The sequence below is a fragment of the Nocardia sp. NPDC059177 genome, assembly GCF_042755165.1.
Lineage (GTDB): Bacteria > Actinomycetota > Actinomycetes > Mycobacteriales > Mycobacteriaceae > Nocardia.
Map to the genome: position 1 here is coordinate 97,487 of NZ_JBHZBX010000013.1, position 22,922 is coordinate 120,408.

Genomic DNA, 22,922 nt, shown 5'->3' on the forward strand with positions numbered 1-22,922 from the left:
CCGGCCTCAGAAGAAGCCGCAGGTCGGCGCGGCGCCCGCGGGCGCTGGGGCAGCCTCGGCACCGGCCGGGGCGTACACCTCGAGCCGGATGCCGTCGGGGTCGGCGAAGAAGACGCCACCGGAGGAGGCGCCTTCGCCGTGCGCGACCACGCCCTCGTGGAAGAACTCGGCGCCCAGTGCGCGCAGGGCGGCCTCGGTGACGCGGACCGTCTCCAGATCGGCCACCTGGAACGCCAGGTGGTGCAGGCCCGGTGTGCTGGTGGAGAACTCGCCGTCGCTCTGCTGCCACAGGGTGAGCACCAGCGTCCCGCCCGTGCCGAGGAAAGCCCAGCGACGCGCGCCGTCGACCCCGCCACCGAGCTGCTCGAAGCCGAGGCCACGGCGATAGAAGTCCACGGAGCGTTCGAGATCGGTGACATTGAGGCCGACGTGGCCGGTGGTGAGCACGGGCGCGCTGATGGCTGTCATGGTGTCCTCCCGGAACAATTAACCGTCAATTGAGTGTTGAACAGTTAGACCGTAGAACGACGGCACCACTGCGGTCAACCCTTGAAATCACTTTAGACGGTTAGGAAGGCGGAGTTGATAGCCTCAGGCATGCGCGATCCCCGTCCGCACTCCGGCGAACCACCCGCTCTGGACCTGCTCAACACCCGGTGGCAGGGGACCGAACCCGGTGATCTGCTCGCCGATCTCGACGGGTTGCGCACCTGGCTGACGCTGCTCGGCCTGACCGACCGCGTGCCCGCCGACTCGCGCACCCTCGCCGCCGTCCGGACCGCGCGCGAGGCCGTGCACGAGGCACTCACCCGCAGCGAGTACGACCCGATCAACCGGGTCCTCGCGCACGGCCGGATCCGCCGTGAACTCACCGCCGACGGTCCGCGCGAACTTCCCGAACTCGACGACCCGGCCTGGCTACCAGGCTGGCTGGCCGCCGACGACCTGCTGCGCCTGCTCGCCGAGGCACCGCACCGGATCCGCCAATGCGCTCATCCCGACTGCGTGCTGTTCTTCTACGACACGTCCAAGAACGGCACCCGGCGCTGGCATTCCATGGCGACCTGCGGAAATCGCGCCAAGGCCGCCCGCCACTACGCCAAAGAGTCCACGCCTCAGAACAATTCGTCGAGCAAGCGGTAGTAGTCGAGCTTGCCGCGATCGGGTTCCGGCAGACCGTAGGCGGTAAAGAAGGCATCGACCGCATCGGTGCCGAAGTCCCCGGACAGGTCACGCTCGGCCAGAGCCAGGTCGCGGTAGCGGTCGGCGCGGCCCAGGGCCGCGAGGTCGATCAGCACACCGCCGCGCAGCACATTGGCGGGGGTGAAGTCGCCGTGGGCGACGACCAGGTCCTCCTCGGCCGGGCGCCGCTCGCGCAGCTGCGCGAGGATCTCGGGCGGTGTGCGATCACGATGGTCGTCGTCGAAGTCGCCGGTGTCGACGAAGCCTTCGACCACCGCGCGACGCGCCTCGGCGAGGGTGCTGTCGAGACTGCCGTCGAAGGGGCACGCCGCCACCGGCAGGGCGTGCAACGCGCGCAACGTCCGGCCCATCAGGGCGCCGACCGTATCCGGATCCGGTTGTCCACCAGGTGATTCAGCGCCGGCTGCCGGATCGCCGGGCGACATCGCCTGTCCTGCCAGTGAACCGGTACCCGTGTCGGCGAGCACGAGGACGTCCTCGGCGAACGCGGCCACCTCCGGCACGGCGATCCCATTGTCGCGCAACCAGATCAGCCGTTCGCATTCGGCCACCGCGCGCGGACCCCGCTTGATCCAGTACCGCCCGGCCCGCACCAGGTTGCCGCCACGGCCCTCGTGCCCGGAGGACCACGCGGCGTCCGGGTCGAGCAGCTCGGCGACCTCGGGCGGCAGCGGCAGGGCCAGTTCGGTGAGATGGTCCAGGGCCGCGCGGGTCGACTCGATGAGTTCGGAGTCGCCGTCGGCCACCCGCAACCGCATGGCCTCGTTGAGCAACTGCCTGGCCTCCTGCGGCCGGTGCTGTTCGGCGAGGGACTTGCCCAGATGATGGGCAGCGAAGGAGACCAGATCGGGATCGAGGGCCCGGCTGGCGTCGAGCGCGCGCCGGTAGAGGACCTCGGCACGGCCGGGCTCGCCCTGGTAGCGGTAGACGTCGCCGAGATTGATCCAGACGGTGATCCGGCGCTTTTCGGTATCGGCCAGCTCCAGCGCCTGGTCCAGGCGGTCGAGAGCGTCACCGTACCGGCCGAGCAGCATCAGGGCGATGCCCAGCCTGCGCAGGCCCGCGAAGTCGTGTGGGTCGGCGACCGCGACCCGGGCCGCGAGGATCTCGGGATCGACCGGGATCATCCGCAGCCGTTCGTCGAACCGGTACGGACGCGGCGGGTTCTGCGCGGTCACGGCCATGACCTGGTCACCACCGCGACCGGGGGACGTCGAATTCGGCGCACAGTGCGCGCCACACGTCACGCGGGTCGACGCCCGCCTCGATCGCGACCGCCCCGGTCCGGCCGAACCGCGGTATCACGTGATCGGCGAGCAGGGAGTCGGCGCGCGCCGCGCCGAACTGGGTGTGCATCAATTCCTGGAACTCGGTCAACCGCACGCTGCCCAAGATACTCGCGCTCGGTAACAGTTTCTCAGGCGCCGCCCGCGCGGTGACAGATCTCGACCGGGTCCTCGACCTCGGCCAGCCCGTCGGCGGCCTTGCTCGCCGCGGCGGCGAAGGCCGGATCGCCGAGTACCTGCCGGACAGCGTCGCCGACCGCCGCGGGTGTCAGCGGGCGCACCAGCAGCGAACTGCCCTGGCGGACCGCCCGATTGGCCAGTTCCCACTGGTCACCACCGCCGGGCACAGTCACCACCGGGACGCCGGCCGCCAGCGATTTCGCGAGCAGTCCGTGGCCACCGCCGCCGACGACGACCGCGGCGTGGGTGAGCAGCTCGTCTTGGCGGCCCAGGCCGGCGGTGGCCCAGTCCGGCAGCTCGGCCGGCGGGGTGTCCAGGGTCGAGATCGCCACGCGCACATCGAGTCCGGTCAGCCCGTCGAGGACGGTCTCGGCCATCGCGGCGACGCCGGTCTGCGCGGTCGACGGCGCCACCATCACCAGCGGGGCCGCACCCGGCGGCAGCGGGAGGATGGCGTCGGTCGGCTCCCACAGCAGCGGGCCGACGACATGGGTCGCGACAGGCCAGTCCGGGCGATCCACCTCGAGCGCGGGCAGGGTGGCGACCAGCCGGGCGGTGGGCCCGGGGTCCTCGCCGGGCAGGCCGATGCTCTCCCTGGCGAGCGCGCGCTGCCGGTGCCCGTTGCGGACAGCACGCGCGGTCATCGTGCGCAGCACGCCGTCACGGACGCGGCCACGCACACCCGCACCGGGTGCCAGGCCGCTGCCGATCGGTGGCAGCGCCTTCGACGGCAGATACAGCGGGTGCGGCGACAGTTCCACCCACGGCAGCCGCAGCCGTTCGGCCGCCATGCCGCCGCCCGCGGTGAGCACATCGGAGACGATCAGGTCGGGCAGCATCGCGCTGAGTTCGGGCAGGTTCTCGGTGGCGATGTGCGCGGCACGTTCGTGGATGCGGGCGCCGGCGTCGGCATCGTCGTCGGTGGCCCGCGGCGCGAGCCCCTTGAGTCTGCGCACGCTGATCCCCGCGGCGCGGGCGGGCTCGAGCCAGCGCGGACCGGTGAACAGCACCGGTTCGTCACCGGCCGCCAGCAATCGCAGACACAGCGCGATCGCGGGAAACGCATGCCCCGGATCGGGCCCGGCCACCACGGCAATTCGCATGCGCCACAGCCTGCCACACGGTGTCGGTTACGCGCCGGTCACCGCCCTCGGCCCTGCTCAGCCCGCGAAAGTGAACAGTTCGAAGCCGACAGCGTGCTCGGCGGGGAAACCGTCCTTGGGGCCGGTCGCCTGCTCGACGATCTCGCGCACCTGGTCCTCGACCGGGACCGGGCTCAGCACCTGCAAATAGCGACGGTGCGCCGCCAAAGACGCCCTGGCCTGATCGAGATATCCGCCGACATCGACCGCGTGCGTCACCACCGGACCGACCACGGCCGCCCAGCGCGCCGACCACGGGGCGAGATCGGCGAGTTCGGGGAAGATCCATTCGTTGCCCGCGTCGGAGATGGCGTCCATGGCCGCGCGGCCGACCGCCCGATGGTCGGCGCTGTTGACGAAGCCGGGCGCCCAGGTGTCGCCGAAGTTGAACAGCACCACCATCTCCGGGCGATGCCTGCGCAGAGCGGCGGCCAGCTCACGGCGTAGGGCAAGGCCCTCCTCGATCCGGCCGTCGGGATGGTCGAGGAACTCCACGGTGTGCACGCCGACTTCGCGGGCGCCCGCGATCTCCTCGATCTCCCGTAACGGTCCCGCCTGCGCGGGCGGCATGCCCGCGATCCCCGCCTCGCCGCGAGTGGCCAGCAGGTAGCGCACATCCTTGCCCTGCGCGGTCCAGCGGGCGACCGCGGCGGCCGCGCCGTATTCGATGTCGTCGGGATGCGCGACGATCACCAGTCCGCACTGCCAGTCTTCGGGGAGCTGCTCCATTTCGCCCATGCTAGGCGCGGGCACCGACCGGTTACGGCTTGGTGAGCGGGCTGTTCTCGTTGGACCCCGTCACCGCCTTGTACAGCAGATACACCCCGGTACCGATCGCGGCGATCACCAGGATCGGCAGCAGCGCCTTGATCAGCGCGCCGATGATCCAGATCGCGATCACCGCGACCACGACGATGCCGATGACTTTCCAGACCATGATGTGACTCCTCGCCAGTTCCGCGACCGCCCGTCCGGCGATCCGACACCTTTCGATACTCCCACCGCCGGACCGATAGATCACCAGGTCAGCGCCGATATCCGGGTGGAGATCAGGGTTCACCCCGAGACCTCGGGCCCGAATACCGGACGCGGGGACCGGCTTGCGTCCATAATCGGGGCTCATCGCGAGGAGGAGTCCATGGAACCCATCGTCACGATCGCCGCCGGTGCGATCCGCGGCCGCACCGACGACGGCGTCACCCGATTTCTCGGGGTGCCGTACGCGGCGGCGCCGGTCGGGCCTGCACGGTTCCGGTTGCCCGAGCCCGCGCCCGCCTGGGACGGGGTGCGCGAGGCCAGCGAGATGGGCGCCACCTGCGCGCAGTCGCCGTATCCGGCGCCGATCCACGCGCTGATCGGCAGCGACGGGATTCCCGGCGACGAATACCTCAACGCGAATGTCTGGACGCCGGATCCGGCGGCGAGCGGACTGCCGGTACTGGTGTGGATCCACGGTGGGGCGTTCGTGCGCGGGTCCAATGCCCGCGCGATCTACGACGGCACCTCGTTCGCGCGCGACGGTGTGGTGCTGGTGTCGATCAACTACCGGCTCGGGGTGTCCGGGTTCGCCGCGATCGAGGGCGCGCCGCACAATCGCGGCCTGCACGATCAGCTCTTCGCACTGCGCTGGGTGCGCGACAATATCGCCGCGTTCGGCGGCGATCCGGGCAATGTGACGATCTTCGGTGAGTCCGCGGGCGGGATGAGTGTGGCGGCGCTGATCGCCGCGCCGCAGTCGGCCGGGCTGTTCCGGCGGGCGATCGTGCAGAGCGGCAACGGCGCCGTCGCCGCGGATCTCGACGATGCCCGCAAGGTCACGGCCGCGCTGGCCGAGGAGCTCGGGATCGCGCCCACCGCCGAGGATTTCGGCGCGCTCGGGCCGGACCAGTTGCGCGCGGCGCAGAACGCGGTGGCGCTGGCGGTGATGATGGACCCCGATCCGCAGCGCTGGGGTACGACGGTGATCGAGCAGGGTCTGGGCATCATGAGCCTGTTCCCGGTCCGTGACGACGACATCGTGGCAGGCCCCGCCACCGAGACACTGGCCGCGCATCCCGAGCGCGCGGTCCCGCTCGTCATCGGCACCACCGCCGACGAGTTCCGCTTCTTCACCGTCCCGACCGGCATCACCGCCGGGATCACCGCCGACACCCTGCCGTCGGTGCTCACCCGCTACGGCATCGATCCCGCGGTGGCCCCGGCCTATTCGGCCCAGCGGCCCGATGCCACCCCGGCCGAGATCTTCAACGCGATCCTCACCGACTGGTGTTTCCGCGCGGGCACCCTGGACTTCGCCACCGCCAATGCCGCAGGCGCCGACACCCACGTCTACGAATTCGCCTGGCCCACCGAGCTTCCCGGCCTCGGCGCCTGCCACGTCCTGGAAGTCCCCTTCGTCTTCGACGCCCTCGACGAGGCCCATTCCCTCACCGGGCCGAATCCCCCACAGCACCTGGCCACCGAAATCCACGCCGCCTGGGTGCGATTCGCCACCGACGGCACCGTCGTCTGGCCCACCTACACCCCCGACACCCCGAACACCCGAGTCTTCGACTCCCCCGAATCCTCCACGATCCCCGACCTGCGCCCAGCCGAACTCGCCGCCCTCCGCCAGGCCATCCCCCGCCCCTGAACCCAGGCGCGCCGACCCGCTCACCGCGCCCGGCGGTGCTACCGTCCGCTGACCGGAGCCGTACCGAAAGCGTCGAACGGGGTGGTGTGATGACCGATGATCCGTCGAGTCCCGGTTCGTGGGCCGAGGTACTCACCGCGATGACCCATCCGGCCGACCCCGAGCCGACCGTGCACGGTGTCCTCACCTGTCTCGACGACAACGGCCCGGTACCAGTGGGTTTCACCGCCTTCGAACCGGTGACACCCACCTACCTCGGCGCCATCGAACCCGGCCGGACCAGGTGGCGGGTGTGGCGCGACGGCGCCCGGGTACGGATCGAGAACGCGGCGGGCGAGCCGGTGCTGATCTGTGACGGCACGTGGGTCTGGCGCTTCGACGGTGATCCGGCGCCCCTGCGCGACAACGCCTCGACCGTCCACTACTTCGGCTCCGCGGCCAGGCTGTTGCTCCGGCGCTCCCCGAACGAGTTCGCCGGTGACGATTTCACCACCCCCACCGGCCCGGTCGGCGTGACGACCTTTCTGGGCAGGCCGGCCTGGACCGTCGAGCTGGCACCACCGCCGCGCAAGCCGTATCCGATCCAGCTGGTCGTCGACCGGGCGACTGGCATCGTGCTGCAGCAACGCAGCGACAGTGCGGGGACCGTACTCGACGAATGGTCCGAGCTGACCGTCGGGGCCGAACTCGACGACGCCCTGTTCGGCTGGGCGGGACCGGTGCGGACCAGGGCAGACGAGCAGCAGCGTCTGCGGGCGCGACGAGAGGCCGAGGCCGAGGCGCAGCGGGAGTGGTTCGCGCGCACCGTGACCCGGGAGCCGTTGAGTATCGAGGCGCGTTTCGAGATCGCGGTGGAGACCGTGTATCGCCACGACGACCGGACCGGCGCTTTCGAAGCGTCGCTGCGTGGTTTCCCGAATCACGCCATGCTCGCCCGGCGGCCGCAGTCCGCGCTGTCGTGGGAGTTGGGGTGGTCCGGGCACGTCGAACGGTGGACGGACGGGGGCTACGACTGGGCGTTGCGGATCGACGGGGTCAGCCCTACGCCGGAGTCGCTGGCCAGGTTTCGGCGGCAGCTGTCCGGAAACCCTGCCTAGCGGGGTGAATCCGTGCTCAGATCCGGTGTCCGGTCGGCCATTTCGGCCAGGGCTTGGGCCCAGCCGTCGAGGCGGTCGGCGGCTTCGCGGAGGTCGGCGACGATGCCGTTGAACTGGTAGGCGACGACGGTGTCCTCCGGGACCGCGAGGATGCGGGCCGCGGCGGCGACGAGCTGTTCGTATTCGACGACGCCGGTGGACAGGCGGGTGACCACGTCGGCGACGGTGGACTTCAGGGCGCTGACCGTGTCCGGGTTGGCGCGCCCGACCGTGTCGGCGGCCTGTTCCATGGCGACCACATCGGCCGCGAGGGCGTGCAGGGCGGCCGCGCCCGAGGTGGCGGTGGCGAGCAGGTCGCGCAGTTCGTCGTCGGGCAGCCGCCGGGTGCGCGCGATCTGGGCGCCGAGCCCGTGCAGCGCCCGTTCGGCGCGCAACAATCGCTGGATGGGGGCGCGGGCGGCCGAACGCACGCCCGGTGACTTGCGGGCCACGAACGCGGCCTGCGGCAACGGCCGGTCGCGTAACTGCAGGTAGCGTCGCGCGCTGAGCGCGGTTCCGGTGACGAAAGCGACTGCGCCGCCGCCGATCACCACCACCGCCCAGGCGGGCGCGGATACCACGGCCAGCCCCACCGCACCGACCGTCGTGATCCCCGACGCGGTCCCGAGCTGAAAACTGCGCCGCCGCGCCCGGCGCCGCCGCCGCAGTTCCCGTTCCCGCGGATCGGCCCAGCGCCGCACGGCGACCAGCGCCTGCTCACCGACCCCCCGCAGGGTGGCGGGCACCCCACCGGCGACCGTGGCAGCCACGATCGCCGCCGGATCGACGATCTCGGCGCGTTCCCGCCGCGTCTTCCCGCTCATCCCGAATTCCTTCCGCCGCAACCCCGGCTACCCGATACCTTACGACCGCCCCGGGCCTCACGTACCGCATTCCCAGCCCCGCACATCCCGACCTCGAGGAGGGATCGGCGCGAAGCGGCGGTTGGCGGGCGGGGGGGCGGGGGGGCCCCCGGTTGGTGGGCGCGGGGGGGGAACTAAACGGTGGGGGGAGGGGGGCCCGAAGGGGGGGCGGGCAACAGGGGGGGTCGGGGCGGGGGCCCCGGACCTCCCGCCTTCTGTCCCGCCCCTTAGCAAAACTACGGGGGGGCCCCCCCGCGGCCCTGAAGGGGCCGCGAACTCGAGCGCGCCAGCGCTCCACAATCACTGCTGCGTAGCCTGGCCTTTGTTGATCTGGGGGGCCTGCGCGGGCTGCTGCGCCGGATCGACCGCCGCCGCGTTGTTGCCTGTGGGCAGCGCGTCCCCGCGCATCGACGCACGGATCTGCTCGAGCTTGCTGTGCCCGGCCATCTGGATGCTGGCCTGCTGGACCTCCATCATCCGGCCCTGCACCGTGTTCTGTGCCAGCTCGGCGGCACCGAGCGCATCGGCGTAGCGGCGTTCGATCTTGTCGCGCACCGCGTCGAGGCTGGGGGTGGAGCCGGGTGCGGACAGGGTGGAGTCCATCTGCTGCAGCGAGGCCGAGACCTGTTCCTGCATCTTGGCCTGCTCGAGCTGGCTGAGCAGCTTGGTGCGCTCGGCCACCTTCTGCTGCAGCATCATCGCGTTCTGCTCGACCGCCTTCTTGGCCTGTGCGGCGGCCTGCAGGGACTGGTCGTGCAGCACCTTGAGGTCTTCCACCGACTGCTCGGCGGTGACCAGCTGGGCGGCGAACGCCTCGGCGGCGTTGGTGTACTGGATCGTCTTCTCGGTGTCGCCCGCGGCGGCCGCCTGATCGGCCAGCGTGACGGCCTGACGGGCATTGGCGTTGAGCTTCTCGACCTCGTCGAGCTGGCGGTTCAGCTTCATCTCCAGCTGACGCTGGTTACCGATCACCGACGCCGCCTGCTGCGACAGCGCCTGATGCTGACGCTGCGCCTCCTCGATAGCCTGCTGAATCTGGACCTTCGGATCCGCATGCTCTTCGATCTTGGAGTCGAAGAGGGCCATCATGTACTTCCAGGCCTTCACGAACGGATTAGCCATCGATTGATCCCGCCTCCATCTGTGCGTCGCTCGTGCGACTGGTGGTGCGCGACCGTCACGCACCAGATATGTGCTTATCCTTCACCATGCGGCACCCGGACCGGTGAAACCGGCCCCATCGACGCCTGGGTGAGAATCTATCGGTTCTCACCAGCGGTGTGCAGCGTCTCGCGCGCCGGGCGCGGGGTTCACCGCATCACATTCCCTTCACCAGTACCAGCATCTCGGCGCGCGGCGCCGGGATGACGATGCGGGTGTCCTCGGCGATGCCGATGCGCGGGCCCGGCTCGGCGGCGGCGCTCGCGGAGGCGGGCACCTCGCCCGCGTCCGGGTCGGCGGGTGCCGCCTGCTCGGGCGCGGCGGCCTCGTGCTCGGCGGCGGGGCCGGTCAGCGCGGGTTCGCGCGGCGCGGAGCCGTCGGCGCCGGCCATGATGGTGCTCACGTCCCACAGCACCCGCGACAGCGGCACGTCCAGTGCCTCGCAGATGGCGGCGAGCAGTTCACTGGAGGCTTCCTTGCGGCCGCGCTCCACTTCCGACAGATAGCCGAGGCTCACACGCGCGGAGGTGGACACCTCGCGCAGCGTTCGATGCTGGGCGAGACGTGCACGCCGCAGACTGTCCCCGATTGCCTCCCGCAGCAGCGTCATCTCGTTCTCCTCCACCTCGTGTCACCGCCGTAGCGGTGCTCACCTCTTTCTGGCACAACGTCGAGCACCGGCCGGTGGTTCCCGGCCGCGGCTAGTTCGTCGTCACGCAGCGCAGCAATTCCCGCACGGCGTGGTGTACCGCACCGATTCTGATCGTCCACCGGTCACCGCCCAGTTTCAACCGGACCACCTCGCTGTGGCGCGGACCGGCCAATCCGAGGTATACCGTCCCGACCGGGTGCCCGTCCTGGGAATCGGGTCCGGCGACCCCGGTCAGCCCGACTCCCCAGTCCGCCGCGCAGCGCTGCCTGGCCCCGGCGGCGAGCTGTTCGGCGGTCGAGGCGGCCACCGGCCCGTCCACGCGCAGGATCGCGTCGTCGACGCAGGCCAGCCCGCTCTTGAGGTCGGTCGCGTACACGATCAGCCCGCCGCGCAGCACCGCGCTCGCGCCGGGCACCCCGGCGACGGTGGCGGCGAAAAGTCCCGCGGTCAGCGATTCGGCGGTGGCGACGGTCTGTCCGGCCGCGTTCAGCGCCTGCACCAGCTCGGCGACCGGCGCGCCGTCGACGAGGGGATCGCTCACGAGCGCGACTCGCTCCTGGCCCGTCCGCCGGCCAGCCACAGCCGCGCCGCCTGGCCGACGTAGTCCAGGCCGGTGCCCACCGTCAGCGCGACGGCCAGATACATCAGCCACATGCCCGCGGTCTCGTAGGCGCCCGACAGCGGCAACAGCAGCAGCGCGATGGCCACCGACTGCACCAGCGTCTTGAGCTTGCCGCCGCGCCCGGCCGGGATCACCCCGCGCCGGACCACCACCAGCCGCAACACCGTGATGCCGAGCTCCCGGCCGCAGATGACCAGGGTGATCCACCAGGGCAGATCGCCCAGCATCGACAGCCCGATCAGCGCCGAACCGATCAGCGCCTTGTCCGCGATGGGGTCGGCGAGCTTGCCGAAATCGGTGACCAGACCGTATTTGCGGGCCAGTTGCCCGTCGAAGCGGTCGGTGATCGCGGCCAGGCCGAACACCGCGGCGGCGATGACCCGCCAGCGGGTGTCGTGCCCGCCGTCGGCGAACAACGCCAGCACGAACAGCGGGACCAGCACGATCCGGGCGATGGTCAGCACATTGGCGATATTGAGCAGCGGCACGTTAGCCTCGGCCCGCTCGTGCCCGGCCCGCAACGACGCCGGCTCGCTCACCCCGCGATCGATCTCTTCCGGTCGCACGCTCATGCTCTGTCCATTCGGCATGTTCGGGCGCTCTCCGTGGTTACGCAGGCTGCCTCCTCCGAGCGCTGACCTCTCATGCCCCAACCTCTCGGCATTCCCCGGCAATGCGCCGCCCACGCTGATCGCAGGCGATTTGCTCGCCCACACGGTGCCGCCCGATCCGGTCGACGGGCCCGGCGCGATGCGGTGAGCGGATCGACAGGATGTGCGGCACATGTTCAGACTATCGGTAACCGGGCCGACTACTGTGCACCCCATGACCTCACGGGGACCACTGGGTGGTTCGACCAGCGACGCGCATCCCGCCGCGCCCACTGTGGCGCCTGTTCCAGGTCTGATCGTCCGACGCGCGCGAACCTCCGATGTCCCCGTCGTCAAGCGCCTGGTCGACGAGTACGCGGGCCGCATCCTGCTGGAGAAGAACCTGGTCACCCTCTACGAGTCGGTGCAGGAGTTCTGGGTCGCCGAACTCGACGACCGGGTGGTCGGCTGTGGCGCGCTGCACGTGCTGTGGGCCGATCTGGGCGAGGTGCGCACCGTCGCGGTGGACCCGGTCGTGAAGGGCCGCGGGGTGGGCGGTGCGGTGGTCGAGCGGCTGGTCACGGTCGCACGGGAGCTGCAGTTGCAACGGCTGTTCGTGCTGACCTTCGAGGTGGATTTCTTCGGGCGGCACGGTTTCGTGGAGATCGACGGCACTCCCGTCACCGCCGAGGTGTACGCCGAGATGTGCCGTTCCTACGACACCGGTGTCGCCGAGTTCCTCGACCTGAGTTATGTGAAGCCGAACACCCTCGGCAACACCCGGATGTTGCTGACCCTCTGAAATCCCTCGCCAGAAAGTGATCGACGTGCCGATCTTCGCTGTCCACTACACCTACTCCGAGGCCACCGCGGCCGACCGGCTGACCAACCGCCCCGAGCATCGGGCCTGGCTCAACGCTTTGGTCGACGCGGGCACCGTCCTGACCAGCGGACCCTACCCGGACGGCACCGGCGCCCTGCTGATCTTCCGCGCCACCGACGCGCCCTCGCTGACCGAGCTGCTCACCAACGATCCGTTCGCGAAGCTGGGCCTGATCGATGCGGTGCGCGTGGTCGAGTGGCTGCCGGTGATGGGCGCCTTCAGCGAATAGGCCGGCAGACACGACACTGCCCGGAACCGATCGCGGTTCCGGGCAGTGTGCGTTCAGACGGAGGTCTTGCGGGTACGCAGCAGGCTCGCCACCGTGGCGACGACCAGGATGCCGATGATGACACCCAGCGACATCGGTGTGGAGATCTCCGGCACGGTGACGTGCTCGCCACCGTTGACGAACGGCAGCGTGTTCTCGTGCAGCGCGTGCAGCACCAGCTTGATGCCGATGAAGGCCAGGATCGCGGCCAGCCCGTAGGACAGGTAGACCAGGCGATCGAGCAGCCCGCCGATCAGGAAGAACAGCTGACGCAGACCCATCAGGGCGAAGGCGTTGGCGGTGAACACCAGGTACGGCTGTTCGGTGAGGCCGTAGATCGCCGGGATGGAGTCCAGGGCGAACAGCAGGTCGGCGAAGCCGATGGCCAGCAGCGCCATGAGCAGCGGCGTGACGACCCGCTTGCCGTCGACCCGGGTGACGAGCTTGTCACCGTCGTACTGGTCGGTGGTCGGCAGGATCCGCTTGGCCAGCGCCACGATGCGGCTGTCGCGTTGTTCCTCGTGTTCGGCCTCGTGCCCGCTCTCGCGCAGCAGCTTGACCGCGGTGAAGATCAGGAACGCGCCGAACAGGTAGAACACCCAGCTGAACGCGCTGATCGCGGCCGCGCCGACGGCGATGAACACACCGCGCATCACCAGGGCGAGCACGATGCCGATGAGCAGCACCTTCTGCTGGTAGATCCGCGGCACCGCGAAGCTGCTCATGATGATCAGGAAGATGAACAGGTTGTCCACCGAGAGGGCCTTCTCGGTGACGAAACCGGCGTAGTACTCCCCGGCGTAGGTGCCGCCCCATTTCCAGGCGACGACCCCGCCGAACAGCAGGGCCAAGCCGATGTAGACGGCCGACCAGAACGCGGATTCCTTGAAGGTCGGTTCGTGCGGTGTGCGCACATGGGCGAAGAAGTCGAAGACGAACAAGCCGAGGATCACGACGCCGGTGATCACCCACTCGAGCGTGGTCACCTGCATGTGGTGGTCCGATCGATGAAGTTCATGTCGCCCATCATGCCCGAAATGTCCGTTTCTGCCGACTTGCGGAACGATTGCTCGCCATGATTTCACACACAGGGCCGCCGACCTGCACGGGGCCGGTCCGGCGCGGCGTCCGGATCGTCCGATATTCGGTTTACCGCCGCGCGGCCGCGCTGCTACCGTCGACGCATCGTCACACCACCCCGGCACCACGAGAGGAGCCAGCCGTGAACGGATCCACCGCGATGTACGAACGCCGTGTCGAGATGCACCGGCTAGCCCCGGGTGCCGCACTGCCGCAGCGCCTTTCGAGCGCTCCCGGCGACTGCTGACCGGCACCGAGCGCCTCCCCCACCCGCGGGCCGTTCGCCCGTAGTCCACCCCTGCCCTCGCTGGCCGGGGCGATCACGCCTTCCCCTGTAGCCCAACTGGCAGAGGCACCGGTCTCAGGTACCGGCAAGTGCGAGTTCGACTCTCGCCGGGGGAACTCGTCCACCCTCCCGGCTCACGCAGGTGCCGACGGGCTCTCATAAGGCCCGCCCGCGCGGTTCGACTCCGCGGTGAGCCACGGTCCCTCCTCGTTCGTCGCCGGGCACGCTCCGGCACGGTCAGAGCAAACCAGCTCCAGTGCGCCGACCGGCGTGCGTACCCGACCTACTCGTCCTCGGCCGCGCCGGGGTCGCCGCCCCGGATCGACCACAGCAGCCCGTCCAGCTCGTCGGGCTTGATCAGCACGTCACGCGCCTTCGAGCCCTCACTGGGCCCGACGACACCACGCGTCTCCATCAGGTCCATCAGCCTGCCCGCCTTGGCGAAGCCCACTCGCAGCTTGCGCTGCAACATCGAGGTGGAACCGAACTGGGAGGTGACGACCAGTTCGACGGCCTGCAGCAGCACGTCCATATCGTCGCCGATATCGGGGTCGACATCCTTGGTCTCGCCCTGCTTGGCGGCGGTGACGCCCTCCTGGTACTCCGGCTCGGCCTGAGTCTTGCTGAACTCGACGACCGCGTGGATCTCCTCGTCGGAGATGAACGCGCCCTGCAACCGGGTCGGCTTGCCCGCGCCCATCGGCAGGAACAGGCCGTCGCCCATGCCGATCAGCTTCTCCGCGCCCGGCTGGTCCAGGATGACTCGCGAGTCGGTGAGCGAGGAGGTGGCGAAGGCCAGCCGCGAGGGCACATTGGTCTTGATCAGGCCGGTGACCACGTCCACCGACGGGCGCTGGGTGGCCAGCACCAGGTGGATGCCCGCGGCGCGGGCCTTCTGGGTGATCCGCACGATGGCGTCCTCGACGTCACGCGGGGCGGTCATCATGAGGTCGGCGAGCTCGTCGACGATGGCCAGGATGTACGGGTAGGGCCGGTAGACGCGCTCGCTGCCCAGCGGCGCGGTGATCTGGCCCGACTTCACCTTCTTGTTGAAGTCGTCGATGTGGCGCACCTTGTTGGCCTGCATGTCCTGATAGCGCTGTTCCATCTCCTCCACCAGCCAGGCCAGCGCGGCGGCGGCCTTCTTGGGCTGGGTGATGATGGGCGTGATCAGGTGCGGAATGCCTTCGTAGGGGGTGAGTTCCACCATCTTCGGGTCGATCAGGATCATCCTGACCTCTTCCGGGGTGGCCCGGTGCAGCAGCGAGACCAGCATCGAGTTCACGAAGCTCGACTTACCCGAGCCGGTGGAGCCCGCCACCAGCAGGTGCGGCATCTTGGCCAGATTCGCCGAGACGAACTCGCCCTCGATGTTCTTGCCGAGGCCGATCACCAGCGGATGGTGGTCGTTGCGGGTGTGCGGCGACTTGAGCACGTCGGCCAGGCGCACCAGTTCACGGTCGGCGTTGGGCACCTCGATGCCGACGGCGGACTTGCCGGGGATCGGGGCGAGCAGGCGCACGTTCTCGGTCGCGACCGCGTAGGCCAGGTTGCGGGCCAGCGCGGTGATCTTCTCGACCTTGACGCCGGGGCCCAGCTCCACCTCGTAGCGGGTGACCGTCGGTCCGCGCACGAAACCGGTGACCGCGGCGTCGATCTTGAACTGCACCAGGACCTCGGTGATCGCCTCGATCATCGATTCGTTGGCGGCCGAACGCTTCTTGGGCGGATCACCGTCGAGCAGCAGGGTCAGCGGGGGCAGCGTGTAGTCGCCGTCGACCACCCGGTCGGTGACGAACTCCGGTTCCGGTGGGGCGGGCGGGGTCTGGTCGACGGCCTTGGCGGGCGGGCGTTTCCGGGCCGGCTTGGGCGCCGGAGCCGGGGCGGGCGGCTCGTCGGCAATGGGTTTGGCATCGCGCAGCGGCGGTTCGCCCAGTGCCTCGGTGATCGCGTCGGAGCCGCCGAACTCGTCGGGCGGGTAGTTGTCCTGCGGGTTCTTGCCGCGGCGGCGGGTGCGCGGGCGGTGCAGCGGGAAACCGTCGGCGTCGTAGTCGGCCGGGTCGTAACGGTCGGTGTCGTCGGCGAATTCGCCGAGGCCGAAGTATTCGCGCAACCGCTCGGGCGCCTCGCGCACGGTGGTGCCGGTGAGCAGCAGGACACCGAACATCATGGCCAGCAACAGGATCGGAAGTGCCAGCCACGGGGTCAGGCCCTGGCCGAGCGGGCCGCCGACGGCGTAGCCGAGAATGCCTGCCGCGGTGGCGCGTCCGCGCGCGTCGGTCGGCGAACCGGCCGCCAGATGCCAGATGCCCAGTGCGGGCCCGATGACCAGCATTCCGCCCAGGACCAGCCGGGGCCGGATCTCCGGATGCGGTTCGGTGCGCATGAGAATCACCGCCAGGCCGACCAGCAGGATCGGGGCCAGCACGGCGGCCGAGCCGGCGATAGCGCGCACGATGTCTTCGAGGAAGCGGCCGACCGGCCCGCCCGCCGAGAGCCACATGGCGGCGGCGATGATCACGCTCAGCGCGATGAGCGCCAGGCCGATGCCGTCGCGGCGGTGCCCGTGTTCCAGATCGCCCGCCCGGCTCAGCGTGCGGGTGGTGGCGCCGACCCCGCGGGCGAGCATGGTCCAGCCGTTGCGGATGCCACGCCCGATCACCGCGGGCGGTGCGGTGCTGGACGCGCGTTTGACCGGCCTGCGGGCGGCGGTGGTGCGCCCGCGCGCGGCCGACGACGCTCGCGGGGTCGCCGAACGAGAACGCGCCGGCGACGTCTGCCCCCGAGGCGATCCCGCCCGCGCGCGAGAGGTCGCGGTGCTGCGGGACTTACCTGCCATGACCATCAGGCTAGCCGCTCCGGCCCCGTCCGGACCATCCGCAACACTGGTCACACCCCGCTCCACCGAGGTATTCGCAGGTCGCGGGCCCCCGGTCAGGGCGGGGAAACGCCCCTCGCGACCGCGTTTCGCCGCTGCCCGCTTACGGAATCCTTACCGATCACCGATGATTCCGGCCTTTCGGCCCGCGACGGCTGGCGCGGGCACCGACCGGCTGGGTACCTTGACTGCGCTCCATCGGGCCGAGTCGGCCCGTGCTTACGAAGGGGAAGCATCACAGTGAAGAGAATGCTCACCAGTGCCGCCGTGCTGGCCACGACCACCGCGGCGCTGTTCGCCGGGCATATCGCTCCGGCGCAGGCGCAGTCGGGGAACTACTACGGCGCCATCGCCGCCAATGTGCGCGCGGGCGTCTACGGCTACGCCCAGGACTACGGCAGCTACGGTGACGCGCGTCAGGGCGCGATGAACGCGTGCCGGCGCGGCGGTGGCGGCGGCGGCTGCGAGGTGAAGGTGTCCTACCGCAACGGCTGTGGGGCGATCTCGATCTCGCGCGGCTGGTGGGGATTCGGTGCCGCGTCGACGGTCGGTGGCGCCAAGCGGGAGGCGCTCAACGCCAACCCGGGCAATGCTTACATCAAGCACTGGAACTGCACCAGCAACCACTCGATCTGACCGACGACGACCTGCCGGGCACTGGCCCGGTGCCGAGAGACTTAGGGAAATTCGTGCGTAACCGTTCCATCAAGACCGCAGTAGCCATGCTCGCCGCCGTCACCGCGCTCGGCTTCACCGCCTGCAGCTCGCAGGACGACACCAGCACCGGTGCCGCGGCCACGACCACCGCCGCCGGTGACGCCTTCGAGACCGGCGACACCGCGCCCGGCAAGGAGGAAGGCGTCGAGCCGACCACCACCACCCCGCCCAACCTGCCCAAGCCCACCGTCGAGGAGCTCAACGCCCGCCTGGACAAGGCGCTGGCCGGTCAGCTGACCAAGGACGAGAAGAAGACCTACATCGAGGATGCCGACCAGGATCCGATGCTGGTCGACAAGTTCGTGGACGCGGCGAAGAAGAACAACGTCACCGTCGTCATCACCGCCGTGGGCGACCCGGTCGACGGCAAGCTCAAGGCCGACGCCGATGTGACCATCGACGGCAACAAGGTGCAGGACGCCTTCGTCGAGTTCGTCGCCGAGGGCGACTCGTGGAAGGTCTCGCACACCTTCGCCTGCAACGTCGTCAAGTCGGCCGAGCTCGACACGGCGGCATGCCAGGCCTGATCGGCCACGCGAACGACAACCGCCGGGTGACATAGTCACCCGGCGGTTTCGTCGTGCTCGCTGCGGTCAGACCCCGATGACCGTCGGCACGATCATCGGACGACGGCGGTAGGTGTCGGCGACCCAGCGCCCGACCACCCGGCGCACGCCCTGGGCGATGCGATGGGTGTCGGTGATGCCCTCGCCGGCCAGGCGCAGCAGTTCGGCCTCGACCAGTTCGACGGCACCCTGGAGCGCGGCCGGGTCGTCGGAGAAGCCGCGGCCGTTGAGCTCGGTGCTGACCGCCTTGCCGGTGGTCGAGTCGATGACGACGGTGATCGAGATGAAACCGCCCTCGCCGAGCACCAGGCGATCCGACAGGGTCGACTCGCCGACGTCGCCGACCGAGAGCCCGTCGACGTAGACGTGCCCGACCGGTACCCGGCCGACGATGGAGGCGATGCCGTCGACCAGGTCGACCACCACGCCGTCCTCGGCCAGCACGACCCGCTCCTCGGGCACACCGGTCGCCACGGCCAGCGCGGCATTGGCCCGCAGATGCCGCCATTCGCCGTGCACCGGCATGGCATTGGTCGGGCGCACCGCGTTGTAGAGGTAGAGCAGCTCGCCTGCGGAGGCGTGCCCGGAGACGTGCACCTTCGCGTTCTGCTGGGTGATGACCGTGGCGCCGAGCCGGGCCAGGCCGTTGACCACCGCGAACACCGAGTTCTCGTTGCCGGGGATCAGCGAGGAGGCCAGCACGATCAGGTCGTCGGCGCGGATGTTGATCTGCCGGTGGTCGCCGCGGGCCATCCGCGCCAGTGCCGAGAGCGGCTCGCCCTGGGAGCCGGTGGAGATGAGCACCAGCCGGTCGCCGGGCAGCGTGGCGGCCTGGTCGAGTTCGACGACGACATTGTCGGGCACCGTCAGATAGCCCAGGTCCTGGGCGATCTGCATATTGCGCACCATCGAGCGGCCGACGAAGCAGACCTTGCGGTTGTACTTCTGCGCCACGTCGACGACCTGCTGGATGCGGTGCACGTGGCTGGCGAAGGAGGCGACGATGACGCGGTTGCGCGCCTTGCCGATCACATTGTCGAGCACGCCGCCGATCTCGCGCTCGGGGGTGACGAACCCGGGGACCTCGGCATTGGTGGAGTCGACCAGGAACAGGTCGACGCCCTCGTCGCCGAGGCGGGAGAAGCCGGCCAGGTCGGTGAGGCGGCCGTCGAGCGGCAGCTGATCGAGCTTGATGTCACCGGTGTGCAGCACCACGCCCGCACCGGTGCGGATGGCCACGGCCAGCGCGTCCGGGATCGAGTGGTTGACCGCGAAGTACTCGAGCTCGAAGGGCCCGTGCACGGTGGTCTCGCCCTCGGCGACCTCGCGCAGCTTGGGCTGCAACCGGTGCTCGCGCGCCTTGGCCGCGATCAGGGCGAGGGTGAACTTGGCGCCGATCACCGGGATGTCGGAACGCAGGCGCAGCAGGAACGGCACCGCGCCGATGTGGTCCTCGTGGCCGTGGGTGAGCACGATGGCCTCGATGTCGGCCATCCGGTCCTCGATCGGACCGAAGTCCGGCAGGATCAGGTCGACGCCGGGCTGCTGGTCCTCGGGGAACAGCACACCGCAGTCCACGATCAGCAGCTTGCCCTGGTACTCGAAAACCGTCATGTTACGGCCGATTTCGCCGATACCGCCGAGCGCGAACAGGCGCAGGCCGTTCTTCGGCAGCTTCGGCGGGGCGCCGAGCCGGTCCTGGGGTGCGGTGGTGCGCGGCTCGGCGGGGGCGTCACCGCGGCCGCGGCCGCCCTGCCTGCCACGGCCACCGCCGCCGCCGCGGCGGTTCTGGCCCTGCTGCTGCGGGGCGGCCTGTTCGGCGGGCTTGGCCTTGGCCCGGCGGGTGGACTTCTTGGCGGGCGGGCGGCCCTCGGCGACGCCGAGCGTGCCGACCTCGGCCGCACCGGCCAGGTCAGCGGTGGCGGCGATCTCGGCGACCGGCTCGGCGATGGCGGGCTGGGCCGCCGGTGCCTGCTCGACCGGCGGGGTCTGCACGGGGGTGGGTTCGGGTGCGCCCGCGGCGCGGGTGGCCGAACGGCGGCGGGGCTTGCGCCCGGTGGGCTCGGTCATGCCGTCACCCCCGCGGCCTGCAGGTCCATGGCCAGCTCGTCGAGCTGAGCCGGGGTCGGCATCAACTGCGGCAACCGGGGTTCACCCACATCGACACCGAGCAATCGGAGAGCTCCCTTGCACATCGCCACACCTCCCAGGCGGGTCATGGCCGCAAACAGCGGCAGCAGTGTCGCGTTGATCTCCCTGGCGGTGGCGACGTCACCGATGGCGTAGGCAGAATGGATGGCGCGCAGCTTCTCGGGCACGAGATGGCCGATGACGCTGATGAATCCGGTCGCGCCGACCGAGAGCCAGGGCAGGTTGAGCCCGTCGTCACCGGAATAGAAGGCCAGTCCGGTGGTGGCGATCAGGTCCGCGCCGGAGACGAGATCGCCCTTGGCGTCCTTGACCGCGACGATATTGGGGTGCTCGGCCAGGCGCCGGATGGTGTCGATGGCGATCGGCACGATCGAGCGGGGTGGAATGTCGTAGAGCGTGACCGGCAGCGAGGTGGCGTCGGCGACCGCGGTGAAGTGCGCGATCAGGCCTTCCTGCGTCGGGCGCGAGTAGTAGGGGGTCACCACGAGCAGGCCGTGCGCGCCGGCGTTCTCGGCCGAGCGGGCCAGTTCGATCGAGTGCGCGGTGTCGTAGGTGCCCGCGCCGGCGACCACGGTGGCGCGATCGCCGACGGCGTCGACCACGGCGCGCAGCAGGTCGGCTTTCTCGGTTTCGGCGGTGGTCGGCGATTCGCCGGTGGTCCCCGAGATGATCAGCAGGTCGACGCCGCGATCGACCAGGCGCGCCGCCAGCCCCACACCGGCATCGACGTCGAGCTTGCCCGCAGCGCTGAAGGGGGTCACCATCGCGACACCGACCGTGCCGGACGCGCGCAGCTCCGTTGGCGTCGATTCACCGTTCGTCATGGTCAGAAAGGCTACCCGGTCGCGAAGCGGCCCCGACACCCTAGCGCCCTCCGCAGCTACCGGTGAGCATTTCGTGACATCAGCTCGACCCTTGCATGATGTCAACTATGACGCCACACTGATGTCATGGATCTGAACGCGCACACCGCGCGGCTGCGCGAGGAACTGATCGCCGCCGCCGCCCTCGGCGACGAGAAAACGCAGGCCACCGCCGCCGCACTGGCGGCAGCGGTGGAGAGCTCGAGCCGCCTCGTGCTGCTGTCGGCGCTGTCGGAGCTGGCCGCCGAGATCAGCACCGAGCTCGGCGACCGCACCGTGCACGTGCGGCTCGACGGCACCGACGCGGTCGCCGACGTGCGCAAGAACACGCCGTCGGACCCGGCGGAACCGCCGACCATCGAGGAGATGACCGGGGACATCAGCCGGGTCACCCTGCGCCTGGTCGAGCAGCTCAAGTCGCGCGCCGAGGAGGCGGCCCAGCAGAACGGCCAGTCGCTGAATTCGTGGCTGTCCGGCGCGGTCACCGGCGCGTTGCGCGATCAGATGCGGGGGCAGGGCCCGAAGGGCTGGTGAGCCGCGCTCACAGCAGCGGCGCCAGCTCGCCGCGCTCGCCGATCACCACCTCGTCGAGCTCGAGCCAGTCGGCCATCTCCCGCAGCGCCGCCCGCAATGCGTGGGCGGTCCCGGGCGTGGCGTGGCCGGGCTCGGCGAAGGCGCCCGGCACCAGCAGCCGGCCGGATCCGCGCTCGGCGCGCAGGTCGACACGTGCGACGAGCTGACCGTCGAGCAGGAACGGGAAGACGTAATAGCCGTGTACCCGTTGCGGTTCCGGGGTGTAGATCTCGATCCGGTAGTGGAAGCCGAAGATCCGCTGGGTGCGCGGACGGAAGAAGATCAACGGGTCGAACGGGCACAGCAGCGCGGCGCCGGTGACGCGGCGCGGGGTGCTCGCCTCCGGGTGCAGGTAGGCGGGCGCGTCCCAGCCATCGACCTCGACCGGGATCAGTTCGCCCGCGTCGACGAGATCGGCGACCGCCGGGGCGCTGCGGCGCTTGTGCAGGCGGTAGTAGTCGCGCAGATCGGCCTCGGTGGCGATGCCCAGCGCCCGGCTCGCCCGGCGGACCAGCTCGCGCACGGCGTCGTCCTCGCCGACCTCGCGGGCCAGGATGTCGGCGGGCACGACCCGTTCGGTGAGGTCGTACTGGCGGGTGAAGCCGGCGCGGGTGGCGATGGACAGTTCTCCGGCGGCGAAGAGCTGCTCGCAGACGAGTTTGGTGTCGCTGAGGTTCCACCAGGTGCCCTTGGGCCGTGGTCTGTCCAGCTCCAGATGCTTTTCGATCTCCCCGGCACCGGCCGCGCCGACCTCGGTGACGACATCGAGGATGTCTTTGCCGAGGGTCGGATTGCGTTCGGCGGCCTTGCGCATGCCCGACCAGCGCCCGTGCCGGTATTCGGCCATCCGCCAGCGCAGCAGCGGCCAGTCGGCCACCGGGATCAGCGCGGCCTCGTGCGCCCAGTATTCGACCAGCCCGCGCCGGGCGCGCGGGCTGTCGCTCCACGCCGCGCGTTCGAGCAGGGTGCGGTCGTAGGGGCCGAGCCGGCTGAACACCGGCGCGTAGTGCGCGCGCACCACCGCCGACACCGAATCCAGTTGCAGCAGGCGGGTTCTGGCCACCACATCGAGCACAGCGCGCCGGTTCGGATTCGCTGGTCGCCGCTTACCGAAACCCTGTGCGGCCAGCGCCGTCCGCCGGGCCGTGGCCGCATTCATCCGCTGCATCCCCTCAGCCTGGCAGAGGGGT

Annotated in this window: 24 protein-coding genes and 1 tRNA gene; 9 read left to right on the forward strand and 16 right to left on the reverse strand. The window is 70.2% G+C overall.

The window, feature by feature from the left end; translation table 11 throughout:
* Positions 1 to 6 precede the first annotated feature (6 nt).
* Complete coding sequence (locus ACFXK0_RS18030; RefSeq protein WP_379411520.1) at positions 7 to 468, reverse strand: VOC family protein; 462 nt, start codon at positions 466 to 468, stop codon at positions 7 to 9.
* Between the two features lie 129 nt (positions 469 to 597).
* Between ACFXK0_RS18030 and ACFXK0_RS18035 the strand changes: the two genes are divergently transcribed.
* Complete coding sequence (locus tag ACFXK0_RS18035) at positions 598 to 1,143, forward strand: CGNR zinc finger domain-containing protein (protein ID WP_379411521.1); 546 nt, start codon at positions 598 to 600, stop codon at positions 1,141 to 1,143.
* On the opposite strand, the gene ACFXK0_RS18040 is transcribed toward ACFXK0_RS18035, so the two are convergent.
* The 5 genes from ACFXK0_RS18040 to ACFXK0_RS18060 are packed head-to-tail and all read right to left on the reverse strand — an operon-like array spanning position 1,116 to position 4,748.
* Positions 1,116 to 2,387 carry a tetratricopeptide repeat protein gene (locus tag ACFXK0_RS18040; RefSeq protein ID WP_379411523.1) on the reverse strand — a complete coding sequence of 424 codons (1,272 nt, stop codon included), beginning with the start codon at positions 2,385 to 2,387 and terminating at the stop codon, positions 1,116 to 1,118. The genes ACFXK0_RS18035 and ACFXK0_RS18040 overlap by 28 nt on opposite strands.
* Before the next feature lie 7 nt (positions 2,388 to 2,394).
* Positions 2,395 to 2,586: a DUF3046 domain-containing protein gene (locus tag ACFXK0_RS18045; protein WP_379411524.1), complete on the reverse strand. Its 192-nt coding sequence runs from the start codon at positions 2,584 to 2,586 to the stop codon at positions 2,395 to 2,397.
* A 34-nt stretch (positions 2,587 to 2,620) separates the two neighbouring features.
* Entirely contained in the window at positions 2,621 to 3,772 is a 1,152-nt protein-coding gene (locus tag ACFXK0_RS18050; protein ID WP_379411526.1) for a glycosyltransferase, read from the reverse strand.
* Positions 3,773 to 3,829: 57 nt separating this feature from the next.
* Positions 3,830 to 4,540: a PIG-L deacetylase family protein gene (locus ACFXK0_RS18055; protein WP_379411527.1), complete on the reverse strand. Its 711-nt coding sequence runs from the start codon at positions 4,538 to 4,540 to the stop codon at positions 3,830 to 3,832.
* A 31-nt stretch (positions 4,541 to 4,571) separates the two neighbouring features.
* Positions 4,572 to 4,748 carry a hypothetical protein gene (locus tag ACFXK0_RS18060; protein ID WP_379411528.1) on the reverse strand — a complete coding sequence of 59 codons (177 nt, stop codon included), beginning with the start codon at positions 4,746 to 4,748 and terminating at the stop codon, positions 4,572 to 4,574.
* 201 nt (positions 4,749 to 4,949) lie between these two features.
* Between ACFXK0_RS18060 and ACFXK0_RS18065 the strand changes: the two genes are divergently transcribed.
* The gene (locus ACFXK0_RS18065) at positions 4,950 to 6,443 is read left to right on the forward strand and encodes a carboxylesterase/lipase family protein (RefSeq protein WP_379411530.1); all 1,494 of its coding nucleotides are present in this window, start codon (positions 4,950 to 4,952) and stop codon (positions 6,441 to 6,443) included.
* Between the two features lie 89 nt (positions 6,444 to 6,532).
* Positions 6,533 to 7,540 carry a hypothetical protein gene (locus ACFXK0_RS18070; protein ID WP_379411531.1) on the forward strand — a complete coding sequence of 336 codons (1,008 nt, stop codon included), beginning with the start codon at positions 6,533 to 6,535 and terminating at the stop codon, positions 7,538 to 7,540.
* Here ACFXK0_RS18070 and ACFXK0_RS18075 read toward each other — a convergent pair.
* The 5 genes from ACFXK0_RS18075 to pgsA form a co-directional block, all read right to left on the reverse strand.
* Positions 7,537 to 8,403 carry a hypothetical protein gene (locus tag ACFXK0_RS18075; protein ID WP_379411532.1) on the reverse strand — a complete coding sequence of 289 codons (867 nt, stop codon included), beginning with the start codon at positions 8,401 to 8,403 and terminating at the stop codon, positions 7,537 to 7,539. The two genes, ACFXK0_RS18070 and ACFXK0_RS18075, sit on opposite strands and share 4 nt — an antisense overlap.
* Before the next feature lie 339 nt (positions 8,404 to 8,742).
* Entirely contained in the window at positions 8,743 to 9,564 is an 822-nt protein-coding gene (locus tag ACFXK0_RS18080; protein ID WP_379411533.1) for a PspA/IM30 family protein, read from the reverse strand.
* Between the two features lie 196 nt (positions 9,565 to 9,760).
* Complete coding sequence (locus ACFXK0_RS18085; protein ID WP_379411534.1) at positions 9,761 to 10,213, reverse strand: helix-turn-helix domain-containing protein; 453 nt, start codon at positions 10,211 to 10,213, stop codon at positions 9,761 to 9,763.
* A gap of 91 nt (positions 10,214 to 10,304) precedes the next feature.
* Entirely contained in the window at positions 10,305 to 10,796 is a 492-nt protein-coding gene (locus ACFXK0_RS18090) for a CinA family protein (RefSeq protein WP_379411535.1), read from the reverse strand.
* Positions 10,793 to 11,449 (reverse strand): CDP-diacylglycerol--glycerol-3-phosphate 3-phosphatidyltransferase, encoded by a 657-nt coding sequence (gene pgsA / locus ACFXK0_RS18095; RefSeq protein ID WP_379411537.1) that lies wholly within the window; start codon positions 11,447 to 11,449, stop codon positions 10,793 to 10,795. The genes ACFXK0_RS18090 and pgsA overlap by 4 nt, the downstream gene beginning before the upstream one ends.
* A gap of 253 nt (positions 11,450 to 11,702) precedes the next feature.
* Here pgsA and ACFXK0_RS18100 point away from each other — a divergent pair, with 253 nt between their 5' ends.
* Positions 11,703 to 12,269 carry an amino-acid N-acetyltransferase gene (locus tag ACFXK0_RS18100; RefSeq protein ID WP_379411538.1) on the forward strand — a complete coding sequence of 189 codons (567 nt, stop codon included), beginning with the start codon at positions 11,703 to 11,705 and terminating at the stop codon, positions 12,267 to 12,269.
* A gap of 25 nt (positions 12,270 to 12,294) precedes the next feature.
* Positions 12,295 to 12,579, forward strand: coding sequence for a YciI family protein (locus ACFXK0_RS18105; RefSeq protein ID WP_379411540.1), 285 nt, complete (start codon positions 12,295 to 12,297; stop codon positions 12,577 to 12,579).
* A gap of 53 nt (positions 12,580 to 12,632) precedes the next feature.
* On the opposite strand, the gene ACFXK0_RS18110 is transcribed toward ACFXK0_RS18105, so the two are convergent.
* Positions 12,633 to 13,610 carry a TerC family protein gene (locus ACFXK0_RS18110; RefSeq protein ID WP_379411541.1) on the reverse strand — a complete coding sequence of 326 codons (978 nt, stop codon included), beginning with the start codon at positions 13,608 to 13,610 and terminating at the stop codon, positions 12,633 to 12,635.
* A gap of 416 nt (positions 13,611 to 14,026) precedes the next feature.
* Here ACFXK0_RS18110 and ACFXK0_RS18115 point away from each other — a divergent pair.
* Positions 14,027 to 14,100: transfer RNA gene (locus tag ACFXK0_RS18115), tRNA-Leu, on the forward strand.
* Between the two features lie 167 nt (positions 14,101 to 14,267).
* Here the strand turns inward: ACFXK0_RS18115 and ACFXK0_RS18120 are convergent.
* Positions 14,268 to 16,823 (reverse strand): DNA translocase FtsK 4TM domain-containing protein, encoded by a 2,556-nt coding sequence (locus tag ACFXK0_RS18120; RefSeq protein ID WP_379411542.1) that lies wholly within the window; start codon positions 16,821 to 16,823, stop codon positions 14,268 to 14,270.
* Between the two features lie 288 nt (positions 16,824 to 17,111).
* On the opposite strand from ACFXK0_RS18120, the gene ACFXK0_RS18125 reads away from it, so the two are divergent.
* Both ACFXK0_RS18125 and ACFXK0_RS18130 read left to right on the forward strand, forming a co-directional pair.
* The gene (locus tag ACFXK0_RS18125) at positions 17,112 to 17,498 is read left to right on the forward strand and encodes a DUF4189 domain-containing protein (protein WP_379411543.1); all 387 of its coding nucleotides are present in this window, start codon (positions 17,112 to 17,114) and stop codon (positions 17,496 to 17,498) included.
* Positions 17,499 to 17,551: 53 nt separating this feature from the next.
* Complete coding sequence (locus tag ACFXK0_RS18130; protein WP_379411545.1) at positions 17,552 to 18,106, forward strand: hypothetical protein; 555 nt, start codon at positions 17,552 to 17,554, stop codon at positions 18,104 to 18,106.
* A 66-nt stretch (positions 18,107 to 18,172) separates the two neighbouring features.
* Here ACFXK0_RS18130 and ACFXK0_RS18135 read toward each other — a convergent pair whose 3' ends face one another.
* Positions 18,173 to 20,215, reverse strand: a complete 2,043-nt coding sequence (locus ACFXK0_RS18135; RefSeq protein WP_379411547.1) for a ribonuclease J — start codon at positions 20,213 to 20,215, stop codon at positions 18,173 to 18,175.
* Complete coding sequence (dapA, locus tag ACFXK0_RS18140) at positions 20,212 to 21,120, reverse strand: 4-hydroxy-tetrahydrodipicolinate synthase (RefSeq protein ID WP_379411549.1); 909 nt, start codon at positions 21,118 to 21,120, stop codon at positions 20,212 to 20,214. Before dapA ends, ACFXK0_RS18135 begins: the two co-directional genes overlap by 4 nt.
* A 126-nt stretch (positions 21,121 to 21,246) precedes the next feature.
* On the opposite strand from dapA, the gene ACFXK0_RS18145 reads away from it, so the two are divergent.
* On the forward strand, positions 21,247 to 21,693 hold the full coding sequence (locus tag ACFXK0_RS18145; RefSeq protein WP_379411550.1) for a hypothetical protein: 447 nt from the start codon (positions 21,247 to 21,249) through the stop codon (positions 21,691 to 21,693).
* A gap of 7 nt (positions 21,694 to 21,700) precedes the next feature.
* On the opposite strand, the gene ACFXK0_RS18150 is transcribed toward ACFXK0_RS18145, so the two are convergent.
* On the reverse strand, positions 21,701 to 22,900 hold the full coding sequence (locus ACFXK0_RS18150; RefSeq protein WP_379411551.1) for a winged helix-turn-helix domain-containing protein: 1,200 nt from the start codon (positions 22,898 to 22,900) through the stop codon (positions 21,701 to 21,703).
* Between the last annotated feature and the right edge of the window lie 22 nt (positions 22,901 to 22,922).